Genomic DNA, 24,457 nt, shown 5'->3' on the forward strand with positions numbered 1-24,457 from the left:
TCGTTGTTAATTAGCCGTTCTCCGCCACCTGCATCGGGTCTGCTGCAGCACCTGCTCCGAACTTCGCGCCCTCAGCAGCCGCTGGCACATCAGCGGAACCATGCAGAGTCGGAGAACCCTCCATGCCGGCCAGCCCGTTCCAACACAAGTTCACGATGTGCGCCGCCACCGTCTCCTTATCCGGACTGCGCTTCTCCATCCACCAGCGAGCGGTCTGCGAAACCATACCGACCATGCAGTTTCCGTAGAGCACCGACATGGCAGGGTCGAAGCCAGCGCGTTTGAAAGCCTCGGCGAGGATAGGCGTAACCGACTCAGTGGCATTATTCAGCAGTGTCTCATAGCCACCCGCCACGCCGGGGTCGCGAGAAATAATGGAGAATCCCTCCGGGTTTTCCTCCACATAAGTCAGCAGAGCCAACACCGCCTGTTCGATGCGGTAGCGCGAGCGCCCCAGGGACAACGCCTCCCTAATCGCGGCCTCCAGGGTCTTCATCTCCTGGTCGACGACTGCCTGGTAGAGCCGCTCTTTGGTGCCGAAATGCTCATAGACAACCGGCTTTGATACCCCGGCTGCAGCAGCAATCTCCTCCATTGAGGCGGCATCAAGCCCCTTAGCGGCAAAGATTCCACGGCTAACTTCTGTCAGCTGAGCTTTGCGCTGTGGACCGGTCATACGTCGTCTCGGAGAATTGGAGGCCATGCTTTTAGATTAGTGGCTAAAGTCTTGCTATCGTATATCGCAGGCGCAAGCGAGTTGGCTGAGTCGAATCAGCGTCGAATCAGCCATGCAATTTTTCGCGTTTGCCCCATTCTCCCATGGTGTAATGGCAACACTCCGGTTTTTGGTACCGGCATTCTAGGTTCGAGTCCTGGTGGGAGAGCAAGCGGGGGGCCGGCCCCTTAATTAAGAAGTGACTTTTCGCCCCGCCGTGACCGTGATGCACCCTGACCGAGGAGTAGCAAGTTTCATGTCAAACGGTTCGGCCACCGCTGTGGTCATTCTCGCCGCGGGTCAAGGCACCCGAATGAAATCCGATACGCCGAAAATGCTGCACGCTATCGGCGGTCGCACCATGCTGGAGCACGCGCTCTATGCCGCCAAGGGCATTAATCCGGATGAGATTGCTGTTGTCGTTGGCCACCAGCGCGAAAAGGTAATCGACGCCATCGGGACTTGGGCTTCGGACACCGAGCACTCCGGTGGTGTCGTCATTGCCCACCAGGAGGAGCAAAACGGTACCGGCCACGCTGTTCAGTGCGCGCTGGAGCACCCTGAGCTGCAGAACTTCGATGGCACCATCCTGGTGACCACTTCCGATGTGCCGCTGCTGGATTCCGAAGCGCTCCGGGCACTGCTCGAAGAGCACAACCGCAAGCCACGCGCTGCCGTGACTGTGCTGACCTCCACTGCTGACAACCCGCACGGCTACGGCCGTATCGTTCGCAACGCCGACGGTGAAGTTCTGCGCATCGTGGAGGAAAAGGACGCCTCCGACGAGGAGCGCGAGATCACCGAGGTCAACTCCGGTGTCTACGCTTTCGATGCTGAGACCTTGGCCGATGCCCTCAAGCGGCTAGACACCAACAATGCCCAGGGCGAGCTCTACCTCACCGATGTCATTGGCATCGCCCGTGAGGCCGACCGGTCAGTGCGAGGCCACCGTCTCGCCGATGCCACCGTTGTCGCCGGCGTCAATGACCGCGTCCAGCTGGCTGCCCTTGGCCGCGAGCTCAACCGTCGCACCTGCGAGGCAGCTATGCGCGGGGGCGCCACTATCGTCGATCCGGACACCACGTGGATTGACGTTGAGGTGGAAATCGGCCGCGACGTCACGATTCTTCCGGGCACGCAGCTGCACGGCAAGACCGTGATTGGCGACGGGGCCACCGTGGGACCGGACACGACACTGACCAACATGGTCGTCGGCAAGCGCGCCAGCGTCGTACGTACGCACGGTTCCGATTCGGAGATCGGCGAGGATGCGACGGTGGGACCGTTCACCTACATTCGCCCGAACACCAAACTCGGTGTCGGCGCGAAGCTCGGTGGCTTCGTCGAGGCGAAAAACGCGCAGATTGGAAACGGTTCGAAGGTTCCGCACCTGACTTACGTCGGCGATGCGGAGATTGGCGAGCACTCCAACATTGGTGCCTCCAGCGTGTTCGTGAACTACGACGGCGTCAACAAGCACCGCACCGTTATCGGCTCGCATGTTCGCACCGGCTCCGACACCATGTTCATCGCTCCGGTGACCGTGGGTGATGGTGCGTACTCAGGTGCAGGTACTGTTATTAAGGACGACGTTCCTCCGGGAGCACTGGCGGTCAGTGGTGGCCGCCAGCGCAACATCGAGGGATGGGTCGAGCGAAAGCGCCCAGGGACCGCTGCTGCTGAGGCAGCGCAGGCGGCGCAGGCAGCTGACAACAACAAGGAAGACCAGGAAGGCTAGACGGCAGATGACCGGCCAGTGGATCGATAACCAAAAGAACCTCATGCTCTTCTCCGGAAGGGCACACCCGGAATTGGGCGAGGCAGTTGCCAAGGAGCTCGGCACAGAGCTGACTCCGATGACCGCTCGTGATTTTGCCAACGGTGAAATCTTCGTGCGCTACGAGGAATCCGTCCGCGGTTCCGATGCCTTCGTACTGCAGGCGCACCCGGCACCGCTGAACAAGTGGCTCGTCGAGCAGCTGATTATGATTGACGCGCTCAAGCGCGGTTCGGCCAAGCGCATCACCGCTATCCTGCCGTTCTTCCCATACGCCCGCCAGGACAAGAAGCACCGTGGCCGTGAGCCGATTTCCGCTCGTCTGGTCGCTGACCTGCTCAAGGCTGCAGGCGCTGACCGCATCGTCTCCGTGGACCTCCACACCGACCAGATTCAGGGCTTCTTCGACGGCCCGGTCGATCACATGCACGCCATGCCGATTCTGTCGGAGTACATCAAGAAGAACTACTCCCTGGACAACCTGGTCGTGGTCTCCCCTGACGCCGGCCGTGTGAAGGTTTCCGAGAAGTGGGCCAACACCCTGGGCGACGCCCCGCTGGCCTTCATTCACAAGACCCGTTCCGTCGATGTCGCGAACCAGGTTGTCGCCAACCGCGTGGTCGGCGAGGTCTCCGGTAAGACCTGTCTGCTCATCGACGACATGATTGACACCGGCGGCACCATCGCCGGCGCTGTCAAGGTGCTGCGTGAGGCTGGCGCTGAGGATGTCATCATCGCTACCACGCACGGCGTCTTCTCCGACCCAGCTCGCGAGCGCCTGTCGAAGTGCGGTGCCCGCGAGGTCATCACCACCGATACCCTGCCGCAGTCCACCGAGGGCTGGGACAACCTGACCGTCCTGCCAATCGCACCGCTGCTGGCTAAGACGATCCACGAGATCTTCGAAAACGGTTCCGTCACCACCCTCTTCGAGGGCCAGGCATAAGCTCTTTTCGCTTGCCGACGGGCACCCCGCCGCGACCAGCAACCTAGTTTTGCTGGTGGTGGCGGGGTTTGCTGTTTGACCTGTTAGTCCACTACAATTTCTCCGGTAAGTCTCGGCGAGGGCGGCCACAGCAGGTGGTTGCCGTTATCGACGCGACGCTCGCAGCCCAACTTTTGCGCCCACGGTGGCATGGATGCGGCACGTGCTCGACTCGACGACTCAGTTTCGAATCGTTTAGGAGTCCATTTTCATGGCAAAGCCCAACATCATCAAGATTGAAGCTCGTAACCGCACCGAGTTCGGCAAGGGTGCCGCTCGCCGTGCCCGCGTTGCTGGCGACATCCCGGTTGTCATCTACGGCGCTGACCTGGATGCCCCGAAGCACATCCTCGTTGACACTCTGGATTTCCACGCTGTCATCCGTAACCACGGTGTCAACGCTGTTCTGGACGTCAACATCGAGGGCGAGTCCCAGCTGTCCATGGTCAAGGCTGTTGACCAGAACCCGCTGACCCTCGACATCGACCACGCTGACCTGCTCGCCATTCACCGTGACGAGAAGGTCGAGGTTGAGGTTCCGGTCGTTCCGACTGGCGAGCTCGCTCCGGGTGCCCTGCTCATGCAGGATGCCGAGACCATTCTGGTCAACGCACCGGTTCTGGCTATTCCGGAAGAGATCGAGGTCTCCGTCGAGGGCGCAGAGGTCGGCACCATGGTTCACGCCGGCGACGTTACCCTGCCAGAGGGCCTGGTCCTCACCGACGACGCTGACCTGCTCATCTTCAACATCGTCGAGCCGGAGGAGGAGCCGGCTGGTGACGTCGATGCCGACATCGAGGGCATGGGCGAGGCCGAGACTCCGGATGAGCCGGCTGAGGAAGAGGCTGAGTAATTCACCTCTCGCATGCCTAGCTAACACAGCTGCGTAAGAAAGGGACGGACTTTTGTCCGTCCCTTTCTTTTTCTGAAACTCCCCGAAGCCAACAGACCGCGCACCGTGTGCCAAGATTGAACTCATGAACGCCTCCACCACACCTCTGCTTGTCGTGGGGCTCGGCAACCCTGGGCCCAAGTATGAACTCACCCGCCATAACGTCGGACATCTGGTGCTAGATGAACTAGCCAGCCGCACTTCTCCGATGCCTTCGTCGTTTAGCGTGCATAAGAAGTCCAACGCTGAGATTGTGCAAACTCGGTTTAAGACCTCCGATGGCGGCGAGCGACAGGTGATTCTGGCTAAGCCCAGGACGTACATGAATCTGTCGGGTGGGCCGATTGCGGCGCTGGCGAAGTTCTTCAACGTCGCGCCTACCGACGTCGTCGTAGTCCACGATGAGCTGGATCTGGATCCGGGCGTGGTGCGCCTCAAGCGCGGCGGGGGCGAGAATGGCCACAATGGCCTGCGCTCGACCTCGAAGTCGTTGGGCAAAGGACTACATGCGGGTGCGCATTGGCATTGGCCGTCCTCCGGGCCGCCAAGATCCCGCGGATTACGTGCTGCGTAACTTCAATGCCAAGGAACGCGAGGAGCTCGCTTTCACTCTGCCCACTGCTGCAGAGGCAGTGGAGCTAATCGCGAGCCACGGGCTGGAGATTGCGCAGAACCAGATTCACGGGCGGTAGCAGTAGCGGGAAGAGGGCTAATTTCACGTTCCCGGGAGCTTCAGTCTTTACAGCTCGTCGGTGTTCATGCTGCTCGGCGTTTTCGTCGGCGGTTTCGCCCTGTCCACCGAGCGCCTGGCGGTGGGATTCGGGAAGCTGCGGCAGGGCACCCGTGAGGGCATCGACCAGGTGATGCGGATCAGGCGCCCGGGGAGCTCCCCGTCCGGCACGCCCACGACTCGGCGTAGCGGCCGCCCTTCGCCAGCAATTCATCGTGCGTGCCCCGTTCTGCGACCGTCCCGTCCTCCGAAAGCACGACGATGAGGTCGGCATCGCGGACGGTGTGCAAGCGATGGGCGACGACGATCACGGTGCGATCGCCGCGCAACGCCTCCATCGTGCCGACGATCGCCCGCTCAGTGGCCGCATCCAGCGAGGACGTCGGCTCGTCGAGAAGCACCACCGGGGAATCCTTCAGAAGCGCCCGGGCGATGGCGAGGCGCTGCCGCTCGCCTCCCGACAGTAGCGTCCCCTCCTCCCCCACCGGGGTATCCCACCCGGAAGGCAGCAGCTCCACGATGCGGTCCACCCCGGAACGCCGGGCGGCCTCACGCAAGCGGTCCCCGCCACCGGGTTCGGAACCGAATCCGGGATCGGCGAAGACCACGTTGTCCCGCACGGACGCGTCGAAAAGGAACGCCTCCTGGAACACCGGGGTCACCAGCGAGTTCACGCCGTCGGTGCCGATTCGAGGCAAGGGCACCCCGCCGATGAGGACCTCCCCCGAGTCCGGATCATGAAAACGCGACAGCAGCCGCATGACCGTCGTCTTGCCCGCCCCCGACGGTCCCACTACGGCAACCAGCGCTCCCTGAGGTGCACGGAAGCTGACGCCGTCGAGAACCTTCTTATCCCCGTACCCGAAGCTCACGTCGCGGAACTCCACGTCATGCCCGTCGGGCAGCTCCGGTGCGGCAGGTTCGGGAAGGGCGGGGATTGCCCGCAGGTCACGCAACGCAGCCAACGTGTTGCGGCCCGCACCGAAACCGCCGGACAACGCTCCCGCCGTGGTGATTGGTCCGGTGAACTGGACGACTACGATGAGCATCGGCGCCAAATGCGCCGGCGCCATCCCGCCCGTCGCGGCGACTGCCACGGCGACGATCACCGCCGCCGTGAACACCGCATGGACGACCGAACCCAGCCGTCCGATGGCCGCCCCCTGCGTCGACGTCGCCTTCGCGAACGCATCGTGTTGGGCCCGGATCGCCTCATCCACCATCGCGTCCGCCGCCGAACCGTCGCCCGCGGCGCGAATCGCCTGCTGGCAGCGGGTGAACTCGATCAGCCTGCCGGAGACGGCAGCGACGGCGTCAGCATGCGCTTCGTCCGACTCCCCGCCGACCCGGCCAATGGCCCGGTAGGCGAAGAAGAGCACCGGCGCCGACGCGACGAGAACCAAACCGACGCGCCAATCCACCGCCAGAATTCCGAAGGCGATGACGGTCGGCGCAACCACCGCGGCGATGACAGGCCGCAGGATCACGTGCGGCACGGACGCCGCGAACGCGATACCCGACGACGCCATCTCCGAAAAGCGGCCGACCGTGGACTTGGTGACGTACCCGAGTGGCAACGTCAGCACGCGTTCGCCCAGGGAACGCAGCAGGGACGACAGCACCGCTGCGGAATTCGCCCTGCCGACCGTCCCCGCGGCGAAAGACAGCACCGCATGGGCGGCCGCGAGGCCGGCGATGACACCGGTGAAACGCCACGCCGTCGCATCATCTCCCTCGGCCAGAGCCGACAGCAGCGGCAGCAGCGCGACGAACGCCGCTCCCTGGGCCAGCGCGGCAAGCGCGGCCAACGCAATGAGCCATGCCAGCGTCATTCTCGAGCGCCGATCCGTCATCGACCACAAGTCCCGAATCATCGGTTCCCCGCCTTTTCATCGTCTGATTCAGTGCCCCGCGGGGCGGATGGTTCGTCGTCGAGCGCGAACGCGCGCCACAAATCCCGGTAGCGGCCACCGCGCGCAAGCAACTCGTCGTGGGTACCCGCCTCCGCGACCGCTCCCCCATCGAGAACGAGGATGCGGTCGGCGTTGCGGATCGTGCTCAACCTGTGCGCGATCACAATCACCGTCCGCGAACGGGCCAAACGCTCGATTGCGGACTGGATGAGGGCCTCGGAAGCCGGATCCGCGTAAGCGGTTGCCTCGTCGAAGATGTGCACCGGCGCGTCCGTGACGATTGACCTCGCGATGGCCACGCGCTGCGCCTCACCACCGGAAAAGGTCACGTCGACGTTGACCACCGAATCCAAGCCCTTCGGCAGCGCCGCGATGACCGCATCGAGGTTCGCGAGCTTCGCGGCCGCCATGATTTCGCCGTCGGTGGCGTCTCTCCTGGCCAGCCGGATGTTCTCCCGCAACGGCAGCGTGAGCAACTGCGGATCTTGGAACACCACCGACACTGAGCGGTGCACGTCGCGCACGGCGATGTCGCGAAGATCGGCGCCGCCCAGCAGCACCGAGCCTTCAACGGGGTCGTGGAAACGCGCCAACAGCCGGGCGACGGTGGACTTTCCGGAACCGGAGGACCCCACCAGCGCAGTGAGGGTCCCCGGTTCGAACGTCGCGGACATCCCGTCGAGGACCCGCGGCCCATCGCCGTAGGAGAAGACCAGGTTCCGGGCCTCGAGCGCGCCTCCGCGCGCGGGCACCGGATCGGCGGGCTCGACGATCGGCGGCGTGCCCAGCACCTCCGCGATGGACTTCAGGGCAGCGATCCCCGCGATGATGGGTTCGGAGTTCATGGCCACCCGCACGATCGCCGCGGAGAGTCCAAGGCTGAGAACCAGCCCGGCGACGAGCCCCTCCGGTAGGCCGCCCGCGGCGTCCCTCAGAGCGAGGCCGGCCCCGCACACCACTGCGAGGACTGTGATCGGAGACGTCACCACGTCGATGAGCCCGAGATAGATGTTCGACTGCCGGGACCAGTCAGACCACGCGCGGACGAACGACAACGCCGCGGCATCGTAGCGACCCGCGCCTTGGTTGGCGCGTCCGAAGGACTTCATCACCGGGATACCGCGCACCAACTCGATAACCGCGGCCGTCACTCCTTCGGAGGCTCGCTCGTAGTCGCGCTGAAGACCGGCTCCGCGCGACATCATCACGCCCATCAGGGCGAAGGTGACCAGCACCGGGACGACCGCCACCGCCGCAATCCGCCAATCCACCGCGACGAGCGCGATGAGGGAAAGCAGGGGAACCAGCACCGCCACCACGGTCTCACCGACGGTGTGGCCCATGAGCTGGTGAACAGCCGCGACGTCCTTCTCAACCGACCCGATGATTCCCGACGAGCGCCGGGAGTCCAGCCAGCCCAGCGGCAGCTTCCGGATTTGGGCGACCAGCCGGCGCCGGAGGTGGAGCTGCAGGTCGTTATCCGCCCGGTGCGAGAGCATGCCGGCGGCGCCGTCCGCGGCCATGCGCACCGTTGCGGCGACGACGATGACAGCCACGGCCAACCACGTCCGATGCTCCGGGGCCTCCGGGTACGTCATCGCGATGTCGATGATGCCGACCAGCGAAGCGACGGTAGCCACCGACGACAGGACGGATAACGCGACCACCGCACGCATCCGTGTCCGGATCGGGGCGAGCAGCGACCACGGGCCTACGGTCCCGTCCACGGCGCTCACTTGCCCGCCTCCTCGATTGCGCTTTTCTTCGTGAGAGTGCAGAAGTACACCATGCCGGCGTGTGAGGCTCCGCCCAGCTTCAGCCCGTTGGCTTCGGCGAGGTCCTCGAGCTCGCTGCCCCGGAACACCCGGTGGCCCATCTTCGCCATGACGGCCATGTCGACCCGCTCGTTCACGTCGGGATCCTCGGCGAACGTCTGCACGTAAGCGATGCCGCCGTCGGCGAGCAGCCCGGCGACCCTGCCGAGCGCGGCACCCGCATCTTTCATTTGGTGGAGCGAGCCGCACACCCAGATTTCATCGGTCCCGCCGGTCTCTTCCGCGAGCGGCGCGAGGACGTCGGCGACGTGGAATTCCGTCCGGGCCCCGAGCCCTTCGACGGCGGCGCGTTCGCGGGCGATGCGGATCGCATTGGGCGACAGGTCGTAGCCGACGATGTTCGCCCTGCGATAGCGAGGCTCGGCGGCGAGCATGCGGGCGAGCCACCCGGTTCCGCAACCGAGGTCGAGAACCCGGGCCGGCGCATCCGGCCCGGGATCCAGCGCACGGAGCTTCCGATACACGGCGGCGGCGTCCATCGGTTCACGCGCATAGCGGCTGAGGAACCTCGGCTGGACCTTGTCCTCGTAGGCCGCGAGGAGTCTGCGGTTGTTCTGAACGATCTGGGCAATCGACTTCATCTGGTTCTGTCTCCGGGTGTGTGGGCCGCGTCCACGCGGCGGTTTCGGGTTAGGTGCTCGGGTTCGCGGGCCGTCGTCGGCGGCGCTACCCCTGTGGACGTGCCCGTCATGCAGACTCCCCCGGCCTCGTTTTCACGGCGATGCCCCACGCCGCGAGCACGGCGATGCCTAAGAACCAGGCCGCGCAGACCACCAGACCCGCAGCCCCGGTGCCGGTGACGGCCTCGCCGGCCGCGGATACGGGGGTGTGCTCGGCGATTCCGCGCAGGAGAGGCCGGAAGTGGTCGGCGGGCATGAGCACCGTGTTGACGAACATCGCAACGATGATTAACGGGATGAGGGCCACGGAACCCTGGGGGCTGGTGATGGAGAACGCGATGTACGTGCCGGTGCATGCGGCCGCCGCGGCAACCATCGCGCCGGTCACCGCAATCCTCCACCACCAGGACACCTCCGGGGGGCCGTCGGAAAGCAAGGCGGCCACCACCGCGACGACGACCGTCATCGCCATGATCCGGATGAACTCGGCAATGATCCGTGCGGCCGGCACGGCCGCGTACGGTGACGGCATGGTGATTAACCGCTCGTGGAAGCCATTGCTGCGTTCAACGAACACGGTGGACGATCCCGTGATGGCCAGGATGAACGCCCACGCCGTCACGACCAGGATGACCGCGTTCCGGAGTTCGAACTCTCCGGTGAGCTGCCTGACCAGGCCACCGAACATGCGGTTGACGATGAACAGGTACACGAGCGGAGCAATGAACGTCATGAACCAGAAGTCGGGGCGCCGCAGCCAAATGTGGGCGATGCGCCGCAGATGCACGAAGATGGCGTCGATCATGATTCGCTCCTCGAGGTGAACCGGCGGATGAACAGGACGATTCCGGCGACCACCGCGACACCGAGCCACAGGGCTGCCTCTTCCCCGGCGCTATCCGGGAAGGCGTCCGGGGACGCCGCCCTGATCACCTCGATCATCGGCGAAAACGGCATGTGACGTACGACGTCGCGCAGGGAGCCGTCCAAAGCGGTCGCCGGAATGAACGCGGTGGAGAACATAAGCAGCAGCATTTCCAGCGCCTGGATCGATGAGGCCGTCGACACCGGGGCGGGCACCATCAGGATCACCCCGTCCGTGACCAGGGACAGGACCGCTGCGGCGAGCAGCGACCACAGGACAGTCCACGCGACGTCACCGACAGCCATGTCGAGGCCGCAGGCCCACGCGACGACCAGCAGCGCCGCGATCGACGCGGACATCCGCAGCACATCAGTGGCGAGCCTGCCGGCGACATATCCGCCTGTGGCCCCGGGCAACACGCGCACGCGGTCAACAAGCCCGGATTCGACGTCCTGTCCCACCGCCATCGCCGACGCCGCGGCGGTGAACATCGCCGCCTGGAACAGGCAGCCGCCGAGCACGAAACGCAGGTACCCGAAGCCGGATTGCCCCGCCGAGTACCCAAACACCGCGTACAGACACAGCAGGAAGAGGGGCGGAACTACGAACATGGAGATCAGCGACGCGGTGTTGCGTCGCAACAGCAGCAGATCCCGACGGAGAAACGCCGCGACCGACGTCGCACTCATCGCGCCGCACCCCCTGCGTTCATCGATATGAACACCTCGTTGAGGGTGGGCGGCGACACACTCAGCGAATCCGGCAACGCTTCCGAGGCCTCCATCGCCCGCGCCACCGCCTCGAGGATCCGCGGTCCGGGGTCGACGTCGAGGGACACCGACTTCCCCGCGACGCGGGCGCGGTCCAGGCACGTTCCCCCGAGGCAGCGGGCGAACGCCTCCGCCCCGGCGGCGGTGGCGAAGGACACGCGGAGCACGTGCGACCCGAAATCGCGGCGCAATTCCTCCGGCGTTCCGCTGGCGACGATGCGGCGGTCCTTGAGTAGATGGACGTGGTCTGCCAGCGCCTCCGCCTCTTCCAGGTACTGGGTGGTCAGCACCAGGGTCATTCCGTCATCCCGCAGCTGCCGGATGAGGCCCCACAGCTCTTCGCGGCTGACCGGGTCCAGCCCCGTCGTGGGTTCGTCGAGGAACAGCAGCCTGGGCACGACGCACAGCGACGCGGCGATGTCGAGGCGGCGCCGCATGCCACCCGAATAGGCCGACACCAACGTCGAGGCACTGTCTGCGAGCGAGAATTGCGCGAGCAGTTCCGTCGCGCGGGCGGCCGCGTCGGCGCGGTCGAGTCCGCGCAGCCGCCCGAAGAACTCCAGGTTCTCCCGGCCGGTGAGGTTCTCGTCGATCGCCGCGAATTGGCCGGTGGTGGCAATGTCGGCGCGCACGCCCGCCGGATCCTCTTTCACATCGCGCGAGAAGATGCTCACCTCGCCGGAGTCTGCGGTGATGAGCGTCGATAGGATTCGGATGAGGGTAGTCTTGCCTGCGCCGTTGTGTCCGAGGAACGACACGATCGCCCCGGCGGGCACGGTGAAACTCACGCCGTCGAGCACATGCTTGCGCATCCGGGCACCGCGCTTTCCCTTGCGCCCGCCGTCCGGCGGGGCACCTGCCCCGCCTTCGGGCGCGGTGCCCGCTTTGCCCGCAATCGGGTAGCTCTTCGTGAGGTCGCGGACGACGATCGCCGCACCTCGTTCAGCTTGATCCGTCATCGTTTCCCCTTTTCTTTGGTATCGCAGTGGGCCGCTGTCGGCAGCGGCCCCGTGGTCGGGTTGTCATGCGGCACCTCGATATGGATGCCCGCATCGCGGGCGAAGGCGAGGACCGGTTCGAGGAGCCGGGGGTGGCCGACGAGATCCCGGCACCCCGGCGCGACCGGCTTCCCCGCGACCGCCACAACGGTGGCGGCAGCAATCGCCGCGGTCATTTTGTAGGAACCCGGGCCGGTCGCCCGGACGACGGTCGTCTCGGCCGACGGCCCCGCATCGCCCGCGCTGGCGGACGACAGTGCGACGACCAGCTCGGCGGGTTGCGGAGTGTCCTTCGCCCGCGCCTTCCGCGATGTCACGGCCGCCCCGAGACGGGCGAGCAAACCGGAGACAACGGGCATCGCGTACAGTCTCGACGTGCAGATCTTCTCCACCGACTCATCGGGGAGGGCATCGAAGGCGACGTGGTAGGAATATCCACGGATCGAGGGGCACACCTCGCGTACGACGTCGACGTCCGGGCATTCGTAGCCGATTCCGCTTTGCGACGACACCGGGTTGCGCCGCACTTCGACAATGGCGCCGCCGAGCATCGCGCGGTATCCGCCGCGAATGGTCCGGAACATCGACTCGACCGACGCGGCCCCGGATTCCTGGTCGGCGCCGATTCGCAAATCAACCCGCACATCGCGGACCTCTTCGACCCCCGCAGCGCGGGCCCCGAGAATCAACAGTGCCGTCGACAAGCCCGGGCACAGGCCGAACCCGGTGAGCACGGGAACCCCCTCCCGCCGGGCATCCCCGTCGAGGGCCATGATTGCGCGGCGGGCGTCGATCGAATCGTTGACGTCGATGTATCCGGTGCCTGAGTCAATGCAAGCACGGGCGAGTGAGTCTGCGTGCACCTCGAACGGGCCGGTGCAGTTGACCACCCAATCGTGTTTGCGGAATACCCTGCAGATCTCGTTGTGGCCGGCGGCAATCCTCAGCGGGAAGTGCCGCCCCGGGCCATCGTCCGGTTTCTTTCGGGAAGTGTAGGCCAGCTCGATCCCGTCGACGACGCCGAGCATCCCCCGGACGAGCCGTCCGGTGACGCCGGTACCTCCGGCCACCAGCACTTTCACGGGTTCGCCCGCGTCGCGGTCCCGTGCTTCCCCGCCGTTTCGTCGATCAGTCACTTTCCATCTCGTTTCCCCGGTCCCGCGACCGGTCGATTCCATCGGACGACGGGTCCACTGCCCTGTCGTCCGTTTCCGGCGCCCGGCGCCGGCGTTCGATGTACTCCCCGATGAGAGCCCCAGTCAGCGCGGCATCCTCTCCGAGGACGAACGAATAGTGGTTTCCCGCGACGCCGGCGACGCAGAGGTCATCGACGAGGTGGTCCCGCCACTGGTCGTGGTTGTGAGCCTCGCCGTCATCGGGGAGAACGAACAGCGCCTCCCTCACCCGCCCCTCGGGCCGGTACCGGGTGCGGGCATCGATGAGCGAGCGCAGCGAGTTGAACTCCGTCGCTGTCACCCGGTCGCCGGAAAGCCCAAGGTCCTCCAGGAGCGTCGGTGCGACCGCTGCGGCCAGGGCACGCAGGCGGGTCCCCCGTTCCCCATCGGTCTCGTCGACCCCGCCGAACTCCGCCCAGAGGCGGGCAATCGGCGTTCCGTGCGGGAGATCGGCGATCGAGGGCATCACCCGGGACAGCAGCCCCTTTTCGGATTCCGCGTCGAAATCCCCGACGTCGACCGCAATCCCCGGAGCCAGGCTGTCGAGAAACACCAGCGCAGGATCGAGATCGGCCAAACGGAGAGCCATCTCGGCCGCGATGGTGCCGCCGAGGCTCCATCCAACGATCGCAGGGGCGGCACCGTCGACGAGCACCTCGCGGACCCGGCCCGAATAGTGGGCCGCGATATCGCCGATGCCGATAGCGTGGGGGAATGGTCTCTCGAACTCCGCGAAGCCGACGCCCCACACCTGCCCGCCACCGGGGATCGCGAGTGCCAGGTCTCGGTAGATGTCGACGGTGCCGAATCCGCCGTGGACGAGGAAGATCGGGCGCGCCTCATCACCGCTGCGCAATAGGACCAGCGAACGGTCCGCGGCCGACGCGCCGGGGTCATCCGCGTCCCGCCGGTCGGTCCGCGTGGCCGTCGACTGGCCGACGAGCTCTGCCACGCCACGTGGCGTCGGCTTGGCCAGCGCTTCCGCGAGCGGCACCGACGCCCCGGTGATGTCCTGGATCCGCTGCATCAGTTTCACGAATCCCAGGGAGTCGTAGCCGAGGAGGAACAGGTCGTCGTCCGCGCCGGCTTCGGCGCCGCCGAGGTCGGCCCGGACTATCCCAGTGATGACCGTCAGGTATCCGCGAACTCGGCCCATCAGGTCCCCGGATGCGATCCTCGAGATCGCGCCCGCTCTGTCGCGCTCTGCCGATAACACGCCCGCGACGCCGTCGTCGATCACCCCACCGCCGGAAGAAGTGCCCCCGACCGCCAGGCGCAGGTGCCGAACCTGGCCGACGCTCAGCGGCGCCGCTTCGGAGCAGCCCCCGGCGAAGCCCGACACCGACCTGATGTAATGGTCGAAGATGTCCTCCACCAGTTCCGGTTTCAGGATCTGCTCGACGAAATCCCAGGCGACGTTGATACGCCCGTCGACCTCCATCACCTGGTTGTCCAACAGCACCTGCGGGGTCTGGGAGATGGCGTAATCGACGTCTCCCAGGACGTGGGCATCCCTGCCCGAGCCATCGCCTGCCGCGGCCCCCTCGCCGAACAGCAACGAGGTGTACACGAACGGCGCTATGGCCTGTCCGACGGGCAGACCCCGGTGGCGCGCGATGGTGCCGAGCAACGACACCCCGGAGTACCCGGCCGCCATGTGCCCGAGCAGCCGGTTGCGCAGTTCCGCCGTCCACCAACGGAGATCATGGTCGGCGGCCGCTTTTACAGGCATCAGAATGACGCCGGTGAAATCACCGAATACGCCGGCGACGTCGGCGATTTCGGAATCACGGTTGTACGTGGTGATGTTGATGCCGACCGAATCCCCCTTCGACCACAGCGACAGGCTCGTCGCATAGCAGGCGAGAAGCAGTGCGGACACGCTGCCGTCGGCGGCGCTGGCCCTTTCCCGCAACAGTGCGGTTTCCTCAGCGGTGAACGTGTACGACAGGCGACGCATCCGCGGCACATCCACGTCCGCGGCCGCACCGCTTGATGGAAGGGTGTTGCCGGGCGGGAATTCCTCGACCACCGTCCGAGTCAACGCCTCTTCGCCCCGCCCGACCGCCGAAGCTTCCCGGCGCTTCATCTCCAAGACGTACGTGCGGTAGTCGCCAGTGACGGGCGGAAGCTCCGTTCCTCGGTACAGCTTGTCCAGGTCGTCGATGAAAATCCGCTGGCTCGCCCCGTCTCCGATGATCATGTCCACGCTGAAGAACAGGCGGTGCCGCCCGTCCGGGAGCGCGAACGCCGACAGATGGAACAAGGGCCAGCTGCCCAGATCGAATACCTGGTGGCTCAGCTCATCGCGCTTGCGCCGCACCGCCTCGACCACGGTCGCCTCATCGGCGGTCCGGTAGTCGGCGACATCAATACGGTAGCGCGGAACCTCCGGCAGGATCCGCTGCGTGGCTTGTGCGGTGAACACGACGCGCAGCATCGGATGCCTGCGGATTAGCTTGTCGAGGGCGTCTTCCAGGCGGTCGATGTCGGTACCGGGTTCGGTGACGGATTCGATGTAGTAGTGCTCGGTGACGCCGCCCAGCTCGAACCCAGAGTTCCGGCCAACGTAGTAGGCCTTCTGCATGTCAGTCAAGGGGAACGGCGCGTGGGGGTCATCCCCGAATTGTTCCACCGGATCCTTTCCGTGGGCACTCGCGGAGCATTCTCGGGCGCCTCCTGCGGCTGAACCGGCACCGACGGCACAATTGGGGGAAGGCACTGCCTCGGCGACGGCTTCAGACTCGGCCCCGGACTCCCGCATGGCCTCCGATACAAGGCCGGCGATGTGCGCGATGGTCGGGTCGACGATGACGTCGCGGAAACGGAGCCGGACTCCGGTCTTCTGCCGGATCGCGCGCATCATAACCTGGAATTGCAGGGAATCGCCGCCGCGGCGGAAGAAGGACTCTCCCGCGCCGCACGCCGGATCCGCGGCACCCGTCGACGGGGCTTCCCCGAGAATCTCGTCGAAGACTCCGGACACCAACTCGATCGCCCCGGGGTCGGCGACGGAACCAGCCGAGCCTACGGCTCCGGCCCCCGCCCCGGCGACCTCGCCATCGGCCGTTGCCCCGCCGCCCGCGGCGCCGACGTGCCTACGAATTTCCTCCTGATCCAGTTTCCCGTTGACGGTAACGGGCAGATGCGCCACCGGCAGCAGGACCGTCGGTACCATGTACGCTGGCAAGCAGCGGGCAAGCTCGGCCCGGACGGCATCCCGCGAGCCGGTCATATCGTCCACCGGAACGTAGAGGCACGCCAGTAGTCCCCGATCGCCCGATTCGACAACCGCCGCCATCGACGCGGTCACCAGGCCGGACCGCTCGAGGACCGATTCGATTTCTCCGAGTTCGACGCGGAAGCCCGCGATTTTCACCTGACGATCGCGGCGGCCGAGAAATTCCACAAAACCCTCCGCGTTGAACATGCCCACGTCTCCGGTCCGGTAGCAGCGACCGATGCCTGGGACATACCCGAAGGCGGCAGCGGTCCGCTCCGGATCGGCCGCATACCCCTGCGCGACGCCGAGACCGCTGATGTGGATTTCTCCCGGCACCCCGACGGGGCAATGCACCCCGTCGGGCGCGAGCACGTGGATGCCCTGGTTCGCCAGCGGGTACCCGTAGGGAATGCGGTTTTCCAGGCTGTCGCGTTGCAGCGGGTAGTGGATGGACCAAATGCTTCCTTCGGTCGCACCGCCCAGGCTATTGATCGACGCATTCGGGAACATGTCCATGGCGCGCGCCGGAAGCCCCGCTGCGATGCGATCGCCGCTGAGCAATACGGTGCGGACATCCGGGAACACGTCGTCGTCCGTCGCCCGGACCAGGGCGAGCTCCAACAGGGCGGGCGCGGAGTTCCACAGCGTGACCCGCTCTTCCCGCAAGACGTCGAGGATTTCATCGGCGTTGCGTTCGTCTCCGACCATTGTCACCGTCGCGCCTGCCGCGAACGCACCGAACACGTCGTAGATCGACAGGTCGAATCCCAGCGACGACAATCCGATGATGCAATCAGCGGAGGTGACCCCATACCGCCGGTTCACGTCGAGGATGGTGTTGACACAGTTGCGATGACTGATCCGCACACCCTTTGGCCGGCCCGTGGTCCCCGAGGTGAAGATGACGTACGCAAGGTCGTCAGGGGCAGTGCCGGGCGAAGAGTGCGCACCCGCGCTGCCCGCGCGGTCGCAGGCTTCCGCGGCTGCGGGCTTGCCGACGCCCGCTACTCCGCTTTGGTCCAGTTCATCGATTATGCCGGTGTCCAGAATCAGGCCCGCCGCACCTGAGGCTTCCACTACGTATTCTTGTCGCTGGGCCGGCATGCCCGCGTCGACAGGCACGAATGCGGCTCCCGCACGCAATGCGCCGACCATGTTGACGATGTCGTCGGGATGCTTGGTGTAGCGCACGATCACCGCATCCCCCGCCCCGACGCCGGATTCCGAGAGTTGGCGGGCGATGCGTCCGGCCCTGGCCCAGACCTCGGCGTAGGTGTACGAGATGCCCCGGGCGGCGAGGCGCACGGCCGGCGCATCCGGAGTCGCCGCGCATGCGGCTTCGACAAGCGAAACCAGGGTGTCATCGTGGATCGGGCCCGCAGCGTCGTTGTAGCGGGCGACAGCCCCCTCCGTCTCCGCATGACGGATGGGCAGAGCCTCTCCCCCCTCCGCCACCACGTCCAGGGCCTCCGCAACGGCTCCGAACATCGCATCTACCGCAGGGAAGTAATCGTCGACCACGTCCCACGACAACGCCATCCCGCCCGATGCCGGCATCACCTGGATGTCGAGGCACACCTGCGCGGTTTGCGTGTAGACGCGTTCGATGACCGGGCTGCGCCCGCTTCCCCGCTCGCCGCCGAGGTAGCTGGTGAACACCACCGGTGCGGTGGCCTGGGACTGATTGGTCGCGTCCCGGAGGAATCGCTGTAGCACCTCCACACCGGAAACGCAGCGGTGGGACAGCCCTTCGCGGATGTCCAGGTCGATCGCCTCCGCCAACCCGTCGATGGTCGCGGCTCTCCCGGCGTCGACGCCGACAAGCATCGATGAAGTGAAATCTCCCATCACCCTCGTGCCCGCGGCGAGGCCGCTGCGTTCGCTGACAGTCACGTTGACCGTCAACGCGGATTCGGGCAGCCACCTGCAGACGACGGCGGCGTTGACCGCCATCACCAGCGACGACAGGGTAACTCCAATGCGGCGGGCACGTTCGCTGAGCTTGGCGGTGACCTCCGCGTCGAGCACCGTGCCCAAGCGCCGGGTCGACCAATCGTCGCCACCTCCCACGGCCGCCGGGAACTCCGGACGCCGCGGCAGATCTGCGGCCTTCTTCTCCCAGTAGGCGAGGTCCTCGGCCTGTTTCCCGTCGCGCCGGCGCGCAGAGATTGCCGCCAGGGCATCCCCATATCTGGAAGCCGGAGCCGGCGGCTCCCCAGCTAGCAGGGATTCGAGCTCGTCGAAGAACAGGTACACCGAACCCGCATCCATGACGATCATGTTGAAGTAGATGAACATCCTGCACCCGCCCGCATCTGCGAGCAGCCTCGCGGCGACCATGGGACCGTCCTCGTTCGACGACCGCGCCGCGGTTCGCATGTCCCGACGGATCTCCCCCACCGCCGCGTCGACATCGTCGCCGGACCCGACTACCTCGACGGTGGCGAGGCACGCGCCGGTCGGGCTCAAGACCCCGGCATCGACGTCGAGCCGATGGAACAGCACGTCGTGACGCCCGAAGACCGCCCGCACGGCCTCCTCCACCTGCGTCAACGAATAGTCGTGCCGGGATTCCGCGTAGATGTACGTCGCTTGGCCGCCAAGCTCGATGTCCTCGTCCGCGCCGAGCAGGTAGGCGGTCTGGATCGGATTGAGCGGAACCGCGTCCGCTGGACCGGCCCCATTTTTGCCGGCACAGCCGTCATCCGACTCACCCGTCGCTGCAGCGGGATCGGCCCCGGCAGCGGCGCCTGCGGCAGATCCGGCATCAGCGCCACCCCGGGCGGCGTCGATGACGGCCGCCAAATCAGCGACCGTGACCCCGGGGTCCATCGCCGCATAATCGATGGTGACCCCGTACTCGTCCTCCAGCGCCAGCAGCATCTGGAGGAAAGTCAGGGAGTTCGGGATGTGGTCGCGGAGTTTCACGTCCGCCGAATCCAGGTGCACACCGATGGCGTCGGCGATGGACTCCGACAGCCGTTCGGGGGCGACTCGGGCCCCGGTGCGGGCTCCTCCCACGGCGGTAGTTTCATTGGTCATCGTCATCGCCTCAGAGCAGAGCCTCGAGCTTGCGGCGGAGCTTCTTTCCGTTCGACGCGACGGGCAGCTCGTCGACCCACAGAACCCGGGAGACGGGCACCCCGGCGACGCGCATCAGCTCGGTCGTCGCGGACCGGGCCACCGCCTGTTCATCGATCGGAGATTCATCCCCGTCCGATTGCCCGGCACCGGTCGCATCGTCGGCCTTACGATCGGTCGGGGTCCGCCTGGCCAAGAACACGGCGATCTCCTCTTCGCCCGTGGCTGGGTTGCTCCGGCCGAGAACGGCAACATCGCGGTCAAGCGCGTTCTCCAGCACGGCTTCCAAATCAGCCGAATAGTAATTCCGGCCGTTGACGAAGATGATGTCCTTCTTCCGGCCGAGGACGAACAACTCGCCGTCGCGGAGAATGCCCATGTCCCCCGTTGCGAACGCCCCATCATCGGTGAGTTCGTGCTCCACGATCCCCTCTGCTGTGATCGCGGCGCGGGTCATCGGAGCGCCGGCGATGTGGATTTCGCCGACGGTGCCGTCGCCGAGGATCCCGCCCCCGTCATCGCGGATGGTCAAGGAAATCCCAGGGACGGCCTTGCCCAAGGCGACGAACTCAGCTCCGGACTCGCTCTCGATGTCCTCGAAACGCTGCCCCGTGGCGATGCCCGTCCGGTCAAGTCGCACCGTGGACAGACCCGAGTAGATGTCCCGGGTTGTGACCAGCAGGCAAGCTTCGGACATTCCGTAGGCGGAGGTCAGGGCATCCTCCCGGAGGCCCATGGCGGACATCGCCGCGAGGAACCGCCGGGCCAATGGAGCGTCGATGGGTTCAGAACCGCTCATCAGCTTCTGGACGTTGGAGAAGTCGTAACCGTGGTCATCCCCGAGGGGCCGGCGCTCGAGATGGCGCAGGAAATGCTTGAACGCGAAGTTCGGGCACACTGTCACCGTCGGCCGGTGCCTGGTCACGGCCTCGAACCACCTCGGGGGATCGGCGACCACCTCGGAAACCGGCAGCAACACCTGGTCGTACCCACGAAAAAGGGCGTAGACGTGGAAGCCGATCAGCGAAAGGTTGTGGGTCAAAGGCAACCACGTGAGCATCTTGTTCTCGTACCGGTGCGCGTGGCGTGGGATCGTCGCGCGCAGACCGTTCAGCACGGACTCGTTGGTTACGATGACGCCCTTTGGCGATCCCGTGGAGCCGGACGAAAACTGGATGAGGGCTTCGCCGGCCGTCCCACCTCGCACCGGGAACGCGGGGACCGCCCCGGCCCCATCCCCGGAATCCACGTCCCCCGCCTGAGAGAAGTCCGATTCAACATCACCCGGCATCGCCGCACCCGGTTCCGCGGCAGCGTCATTGACAATGGACACGTCGAGCAGCCGGTCTTCGCCCACGACTTCGGCACCGTTTGCGCCGGTGAGCAGCGTGTGACTGCGTTCGTCGACCAGGATCGGGGCCCCGGGCATCATGTCCGAGAGCGTCCGCACCCTGTCGACGTCAACCGGGCCCGACACCGGCGGCGCAAGCGCCGGAACCGCGCCGGCGTAGACGCAGCCCCAGAACGCCCGGATGAGCCCGCGGTTCTCCGAAACCTGGAAGATCACGCGATCGCCAGGGCCGATGCCGGCTTCGGCCAACCGAGTCGCAGCCGCCACCGCCTCCGCATGGACCCGGCCATACGGGACGAAGACGTCCCGCCGATTCTCGACGAAGGTGATCCCCTTTTTCGTCTCATCGGCCTTGTCCCGAAGCACGTCGCTGATGGTCCGGATCGTGTTCATTGGTACCTCTTTCGGTTGTCGGCGCCATGCCGGTGCCGGGCGGACCGGGCCCGCATGGCGTGACCCGGAGGATGTGTCTGAAGGGTTGAAAGGGTGAAGCAACTGGGTGGGGCGCGTCTCCGCACAAGCTCAGAAACGCTTGCGGGCCCGGGACCCGCCGGTTCCGGGTGCCCGTCAAGTCACTGCGGACACCAGGGCGGCGACGAAAGCCGCGGCGGACGCTGCGGCCGCGAACCCGTCACGCACTCGCCAGGGGTGATTGGTGCGGAAGGTACGCCGCGGATAGCGGCCGAAGTTGCGCATCGCCAGGGTCAGGGACAGCTTTTCGGCGCAGCGCACGGCGCTGACGAACAAGGGGAAGGCGATGCGCGCGGGCGTCGTCGCGCGAATGAAACCGGAGCGGAAAGACTGCTCCGGTCGCATCGAGCGCAATCTAATCGCCCATGTCAGCTGCGGGATTTCGCTGCGCAGGAACGCCGCGATGCTCACCCCGGAAATCGCTATGGTGCACCATGTGTAGGGCACCCGGAGGCGTTGCACCATGGCGTCGAAAAGCTCCTCGACGCGCATGCACGCGGAGACCAGGACCGTCCCCGCGAACATGGCCGTCAGCAGCAGTCCGTGATGGATGCCGTGGAGGACGGCCTCCGCCGCATTCCCACCTCCGTAGAACTCGGAGCGCCACCCGAGCAGGCCGAAGAACACCCCGATTAACAGGACGAGAAGGACCTTCCCCGCCGTCGCCCGAACGTCGCGTTCCGCGATCGCAGCGAGTGAGAGGAACGCGACCACCGTCAGGGCGAGAACGGTGTCTCCACCGGAGAGCAGCCCGGCGACGAGGACGAGCATCACCGCCGCGACAATCGTGATGGCGTTCAACCCCGCGCGCCTTCGAGCGGCGGATTCACTGGTCCAGGGGCTTTCTTCCAAGGACGTCCGTGCGCCGGTCGCGGGCAGTGGGCGATCCCGCCGGGACGACTCCGGGGAAGCCGGCAGGTCGGCTGCGGGACCGGACCAGGCGACCTTCCCTTCGGCGACGATGCTCGCCCGATCCGCCCACGTTCGCGCGGCACGGCGGTCGTGGCACGTGAACACAACGGTTCCGCCGGCCCCGGCGTATTCCGCTAGCGCATCCAGTACGATGCGCGAGCTCGGCGAATCCAGGTGCGCCAACGGCTCGTCGAGAAGCAGCAAACGGCGATTGGCCGCCACCGCCAGGAAGATGCCCAACCGTCTTTTCTGTCCGCCCGACAGGATGAACGGCGAGACGGGGTCCAGTGCCCTGGGGCACAGGGCTTCCCGCAGTTTCCGCAGCTCATCGGCGCCGAGTGGTCCGTGCGGGTCCGTGCCGGCCAGCGCGGAGTCGATTTCCGCGGCGACGGTCGCGCGGGTGAACTGGTGCTCGGGGTTCTGGAACGCCCACGACGCGAAGGCGTCGGGGACGCGCCGGGCGGACGCGCCGTCGATCCGGAGGTCCACTCCCGCCTTCATCTGGCCCGACAGCACCGCCAGCAAGGTGGACTTACCGGCTCCGTTGGCGCCGACTAGGGCATGAATCTCGCCCCGTTTCAGTGTCAGATCGGCCCCGTTCAGGATCCTCTCCCCGCCTCGGACCACGTGGGTTCCGGTCAAGGCCAGCAGTGGAACGGCATCCGCCGCCGATTCCGAATCGGGACGGTCCGGTGCCCCCGTGCCCGGCGTACTGGCGTCCGAGGCTCCGGCGGTCGCGACCGACGTCGCAATGCCCTCCGGCGCTCCGTGCGCGGCGACGCTCCCGTCCGCATCGAGGATAGTCACCGTGTCGACCCACCCGTCGAACGGGCGGAGGTCGTGCTCGATGAGCAGGATGACGCGCCCCGGGGCTCGCAAATCACGGATGGCGGCGAACAGCGACCGGCGACCGTCCTCGTCGACGTGGGCCGCGGGCTCGTCGAAGATCATGACCTCCGGCGCCCTGGCCACCGCACCGGCGATGGCCATCCGCTGGCGTTGCCCACCCGACAAAGCCCACGGATCCTTCTCCGCGAGCTCTGACAGCCCGAGCTCCGACAGGGCCTCGGCTGATCGCTTGGCGACGATGCCGGCTTCCACGAGGGAAAACTCGAGGGCCATGGACACGTCATCGACGACTCGGAGCGTGAGCACCTGCGTCGCCGGGTCTTGCCCGACGAAGGTGACCCGGTCCCCGTCCACGGGGCGTTCGGTGCCGTCGGCATCGACGATGTGCACGAATCCGGCATGGTCGATGGGGATGTGCGAGGGGATCAGTCCAGCGATGAGGTGGGCCAGGCTCGTCTTTCCGCATCCCACGGGTCCCGTGATGGCGTTGATCGTGCCGAAATCGAAGGAGAGATCCACCATGTCGGGTACCCATCGCCCATCGGCGTGCCGCACGCCCGCGCCACTAACCCGTAACCGGGCCGGGGCCGTCCCGCGTGTCGCACCGGCGCACGCGGGTGCTCCGCCGGTCACCGGGTGACCCCGCGGCTGCGAAGCCCCTTTGCGACGGCAAAGCCCAGGACCAAAAACACCAGGCTCGATGCCAAGGCTACGGCGAAGCTGATCAGGGTCATGGGCGTGGTCGGCGAGTCGACGCCGACTGCGCGCGGGGCCATCGTTCCCATCAGCGCGGAGAACACCATCGCCGACGCCACGAACTGGGGACGCGTCCACCGCCGGTACAGGGTGACCATGAACGGAAGCTCGATGAGCAATCCTTCCATAATCAGCGCCCCGATTGCGGCGACGCCGAACGGGGTGGTCGCCGCGGACACGACGCCCATCGCAAGGCACGCGATAAGGCTCGCGCCAGGCTTGCGGACGACGATGAGGGGAACAACGCACTGCAGGAACCACAACCCGAGCGTCGCCGCGACGAGATAAACGTGGGCAATGCCGGCGAACACCTGCAGGTAGGTCAGGGGCACGATGATGAGAGACCCCGCGACGCCGATCGCGGCGGCGACGAGCATGTCGCGGGTGGATGGTCGGCCACCCGCTGCGACCGGTGCGACGTGCACCAACCGCCCGTCATCCGTCTGCGACGCCACCGCGTCCCCGGCTCCCCCTCCGGAGAGGGGTTCTCCGGTCGATCCACGTTTTCCGTTCATCGTCGCCGCCTCGCTTCCGTTGCC

Annotated in this window: 15 protein-coding genes, 1 tRNA gene and 1 pseudogene; 5 read left to right on the forward strand and 12 right to left on the reverse strand. The window is 66.2% G+C overall.

Annotated elements, in window-relative coordinates:
* Positions 1 to 10: 10 nt before the first annotated feature.
* The gene (locus CORAM0001_RS05535) at positions 11 to 703 is read right to left on the reverse strand and encodes a TetR/AcrR family transcriptional regulator (RefSeq protein WP_005510679.1); all 693 of its coding nucleotides are present in this window, start codon (positions 701 to 703) and stop codon (positions 11 to 13) included.
* Positions 704 to 813: 110 nt separating this feature from the next.
* Here CORAM0001_RS05535 and CORAM0001_RS05540 point away from each other — a divergent pair.
* The 5 genes and pseudogenes from CORAM0001_RS05540 (at position 814) to pth (ending at position 5,061) form a co-directional block, all read left to right on the forward strand.
* Positions 814 to 884: transfer RNA gene (locus tag CORAM0001_RS05540), tRNA-Gln, on the forward strand.
* An 87-nt stretch (positions 885 to 971) separates the two neighbouring features.
* Positions 972 to 2,453 carry a bifunctional UDP-N-acetylglucosamine diphosphorylase/glucosamine-1-phosphate N-acetyltransferase GlmU gene (gene glmU, locus CORAM0001_RS05545; protein WP_005510635.1) on the forward strand — a complete coding sequence of 494 codons (1,482 nt, stop codon included), beginning with the start codon at positions 972 to 974 and terminating at the stop codon, positions 2,451 to 2,453.
* A gap of 7 nt (positions 2,454 to 2,460) precedes the next feature.
* Entirely contained in the window at positions 2,461 to 3,438 is a 978-nt protein-coding gene (locus CORAM0001_RS05550) for a ribose-phosphate diphosphokinase (RefSeq protein WP_005510655.1), read from the forward strand.
* Between the two features lie 250 nt (positions 3,439 to 3,688).
* Complete coding sequence (locus CORAM0001_RS05555; RefSeq protein ID WP_005510599.1) at positions 3,689 to 4,330, forward strand: 50S ribosomal protein L25/general stress protein Ctc; 642 nt, start codon at positions 3,689 to 3,691, stop codon at positions 4,328 to 4,330.
* Positions 4,331 to 4,454: 124 nt separating this feature from the next.
* A pseudogene (gene pth / locus CORAM0001_RS05560) lies at positions 4,455 to 5,061 on the forward strand (aminoacyl-tRNA hydrolase).
* Between the two features lie 178 nt (positions 5,062 to 5,239).
* On the opposite strand, the gene CORAM0001_RS05565 reads toward pth, so the two are convergent.
* The 11 genes from CORAM0001_RS05565 to CORAM0001_RS05615 form a co-directional block, all read right to left on the reverse strand.
* Entirely contained in the window at positions 5,240 to 6,973 is a 1,734-nt protein-coding gene (locus CORAM0001_RS05565; RefSeq protein WP_040361306.1) for an ABC transporter ATP-binding protein, read from the reverse strand.
* The gene (locus tag CORAM0001_RS05570) at positions 6,970 to 8,748 is read right to left on the reverse strand and encodes an ABC transporter ATP-binding protein (protein ID WP_005510666.1); all 1,779 of its coding nucleotides are present in this window, start codon (positions 8,746 to 8,748) and stop codon (positions 6,970 to 6,972) included. Before CORAM0001_RS05570 ends, CORAM0001_RS05565 begins: the two co-directional genes overlap by 4 nt.
* On the reverse strand, positions 8,745 to 9,428 hold the full coding sequence (locus CORAM0001_RS05575) for a class I SAM-dependent methyltransferase (RefSeq protein ID WP_005510625.1): 684 nt from the start codon (positions 9,426 to 9,428) through the stop codon (positions 8,745 to 8,747). Before CORAM0001_RS05575 ends, CORAM0001_RS05570 begins: the two co-directional genes overlap by 4 nt.
* Before the next feature lie 106 nt (positions 9,429 to 9,534).
* Positions 9,535 to 10,272 (reverse strand): ABC transporter permease, encoded by a 738-nt coding sequence (locus CORAM0001_RS05580; RefSeq protein WP_005510594.1) that lies wholly within the window; start codon positions 10,270 to 10,272, stop codon positions 9,535 to 9,537.
* Complete coding sequence (locus CORAM0001_RS05585; protein ID WP_005510617.1) at positions 10,269 to 11,021, reverse strand: ABC transporter permease; 753 nt, start codon at positions 11,019 to 11,021, stop codon at positions 10,269 to 10,271. Before CORAM0001_RS05585 ends, CORAM0001_RS05580 begins: the two co-directional genes overlap by 4 nt.
* Complete coding sequence (locus CORAM0001_RS05590; protein ID WP_005510646.1) at positions 11,018 to 12,061, reverse strand: ABC transporter ATP-binding protein; 1,044 nt, start codon at positions 12,059 to 12,061, stop codon at positions 11,018 to 11,020. Before CORAM0001_RS05590 ends, CORAM0001_RS05585 begins: the two co-directional genes overlap by 4 nt.
* On the reverse strand, positions 12,058 to 13,236 hold the full coding sequence (locus CORAM0001_RS05595; RefSeq protein ID WP_040361308.1) for a saccharopine dehydrogenase family protein: 1,179 nt from the start codon (positions 13,234 to 13,236) through the stop codon (positions 12,058 to 12,060). Before CORAM0001_RS05595 ends, CORAM0001_RS05590 begins: the two co-directional genes overlap by 4 nt.
* Positions 13,229 to 19,540: a non-ribosomal peptide synthetase gene (locus tag CORAM0001_RS05600; protein ID WP_005510595.1), complete on the reverse strand. Its 6,312-nt coding sequence runs from the start codon at positions 19,538 to 19,540 to the stop codon at positions 13,229 to 13,231. Before CORAM0001_RS05600 ends, CORAM0001_RS05595 begins: the two co-directional genes overlap by 8 nt.
* A gap of 10 nt (positions 19,541 to 19,550) precedes the next feature.
* On the reverse strand, positions 19,551 to 21,323 hold the full coding sequence (locus tag CORAM0001_RS05605; protein WP_040361310.1) for an AMP-binding protein: 1,773 nt from the start codon (positions 21,321 to 21,323) through the stop codon (positions 19,551 to 19,553).
* A gap of 174 nt (positions 21,324 to 21,497) precedes the next feature.
* Positions 21,498 to 23,684 (reverse strand): ATP-binding cassette domain-containing protein, encoded by a 2,187-nt coding sequence (locus CORAM0001_RS05610; protein ID WP_244262004.1) that lies wholly within the window; start codon positions 23,682 to 23,684, stop codon positions 21,498 to 21,500.
* Positions 23,685 to 23,791: 107 nt separating this feature from the next.
* Positions 23,792 to 24,373, reverse strand: coding sequence for an ECF transporter S component (locus CORAM0001_RS05615; protein WP_005510642.1), 582 nt, complete (start codon positions 24,371 to 24,373; stop codon positions 23,792 to 23,794).
* Positions 24,374 to 24,457 lie beyond the last annotated feature (84 nt).

Source organism: Corynebacterium amycolatum SK46 (assembly GCF_000173655.1).
Lineage (GTDB): Bacteria > Actinomycetota > Actinomycetes > Mycobacteriales > Mycobacteriaceae > Corynebacterium > Corynebacterium amycolatum_A.

Excerpts from the sequence above, each read along its gene's own strand:
- CORAM0001_RS05535 (WP_005510679.1), bottom strand. The coding sequence starts at position 703 with ATGGCCTCCAATTCTCCGAGACGACGTATGACCGGTCCACAGCGCAAA.
- glmU (WP_005510635.1), top strand. The coding sequence starts at position 972 with ATGTCAAACGGTTCGGCCACCGCTGTGGTCATTCTCGCCGCGGGTCAA.
- CORAM0001_RS05550 (WP_005510655.1), top strand. The coding sequence starts at position 2,461 with ATGACCGGCCAGTGGATCGATAACCAAAAGAACCTCATGCTCTTCTCC.
- CORAM0001_RS05555 (WP_005510599.1), top strand. The coding sequence starts at position 3,689 with ATGGCAAAGCCCAACATCATCAAGATTGAAGCTCGTAACCGCACCGAG.
- CORAM0001_RS05565 (WP_040361306.1), bottom strand. The coding sequence starts at position 6,973 with ATGATTCGGGACTTGTGGTCGATGACGGATCGGCGCTCGAGAATGACG.
- CORAM0001_RS05575 (WP_005510625.1), bottom strand. The coding sequence starts at position 9,428 with ATGAAGTCGATTGCCCAGATCGTTCAGAACAACCGCAGACTCCTCGCG.
- CORAM0001_RS05580 (WP_005510594.1), bottom strand. The coding sequence starts at position 10,272 with ATGATCGACGCCATCTTCGTGCATCTGCGGCGCATCGCCCACATTTGG.
- CORAM0001_RS05585 (WP_005510617.1), bottom strand. The coding sequence starts at position 11,021 with ATGAGTGCGACGTCGGTCGCGGCGTTTCTCCGTCGGGATCTGCTGCTG.
- CORAM0001_RS05590 (WP_005510646.1), bottom strand. The coding sequence starts at position 12,061 with ATGACGGATCAAGCTGAACGAGGTGCGGCGATCGTCGTCCGCGACCTC.
- CORAM0001_RS05600 (WP_005510595.1), bottom strand. The coding sequence starts at position 19,540 with ATGACCAATGAAACTACCGCCGTGGGAGGAGCCCGCACCGGGGCCCGA.
- CORAM0001_RS05605 (WP_040361310.1), bottom strand. The coding sequence starts at position 21,323 with ATGAACACGATCCGGACCATCAGCGACGTGCTTCGGGACAAGGCCGAT.
- CORAM0001_RS05610 (WP_244262004.1), bottom strand. The coding sequence starts at position 23,684 with ATGGTGGATCTCTCCTTCGATTTCGGCACGATCAACGCCATCACGGGA.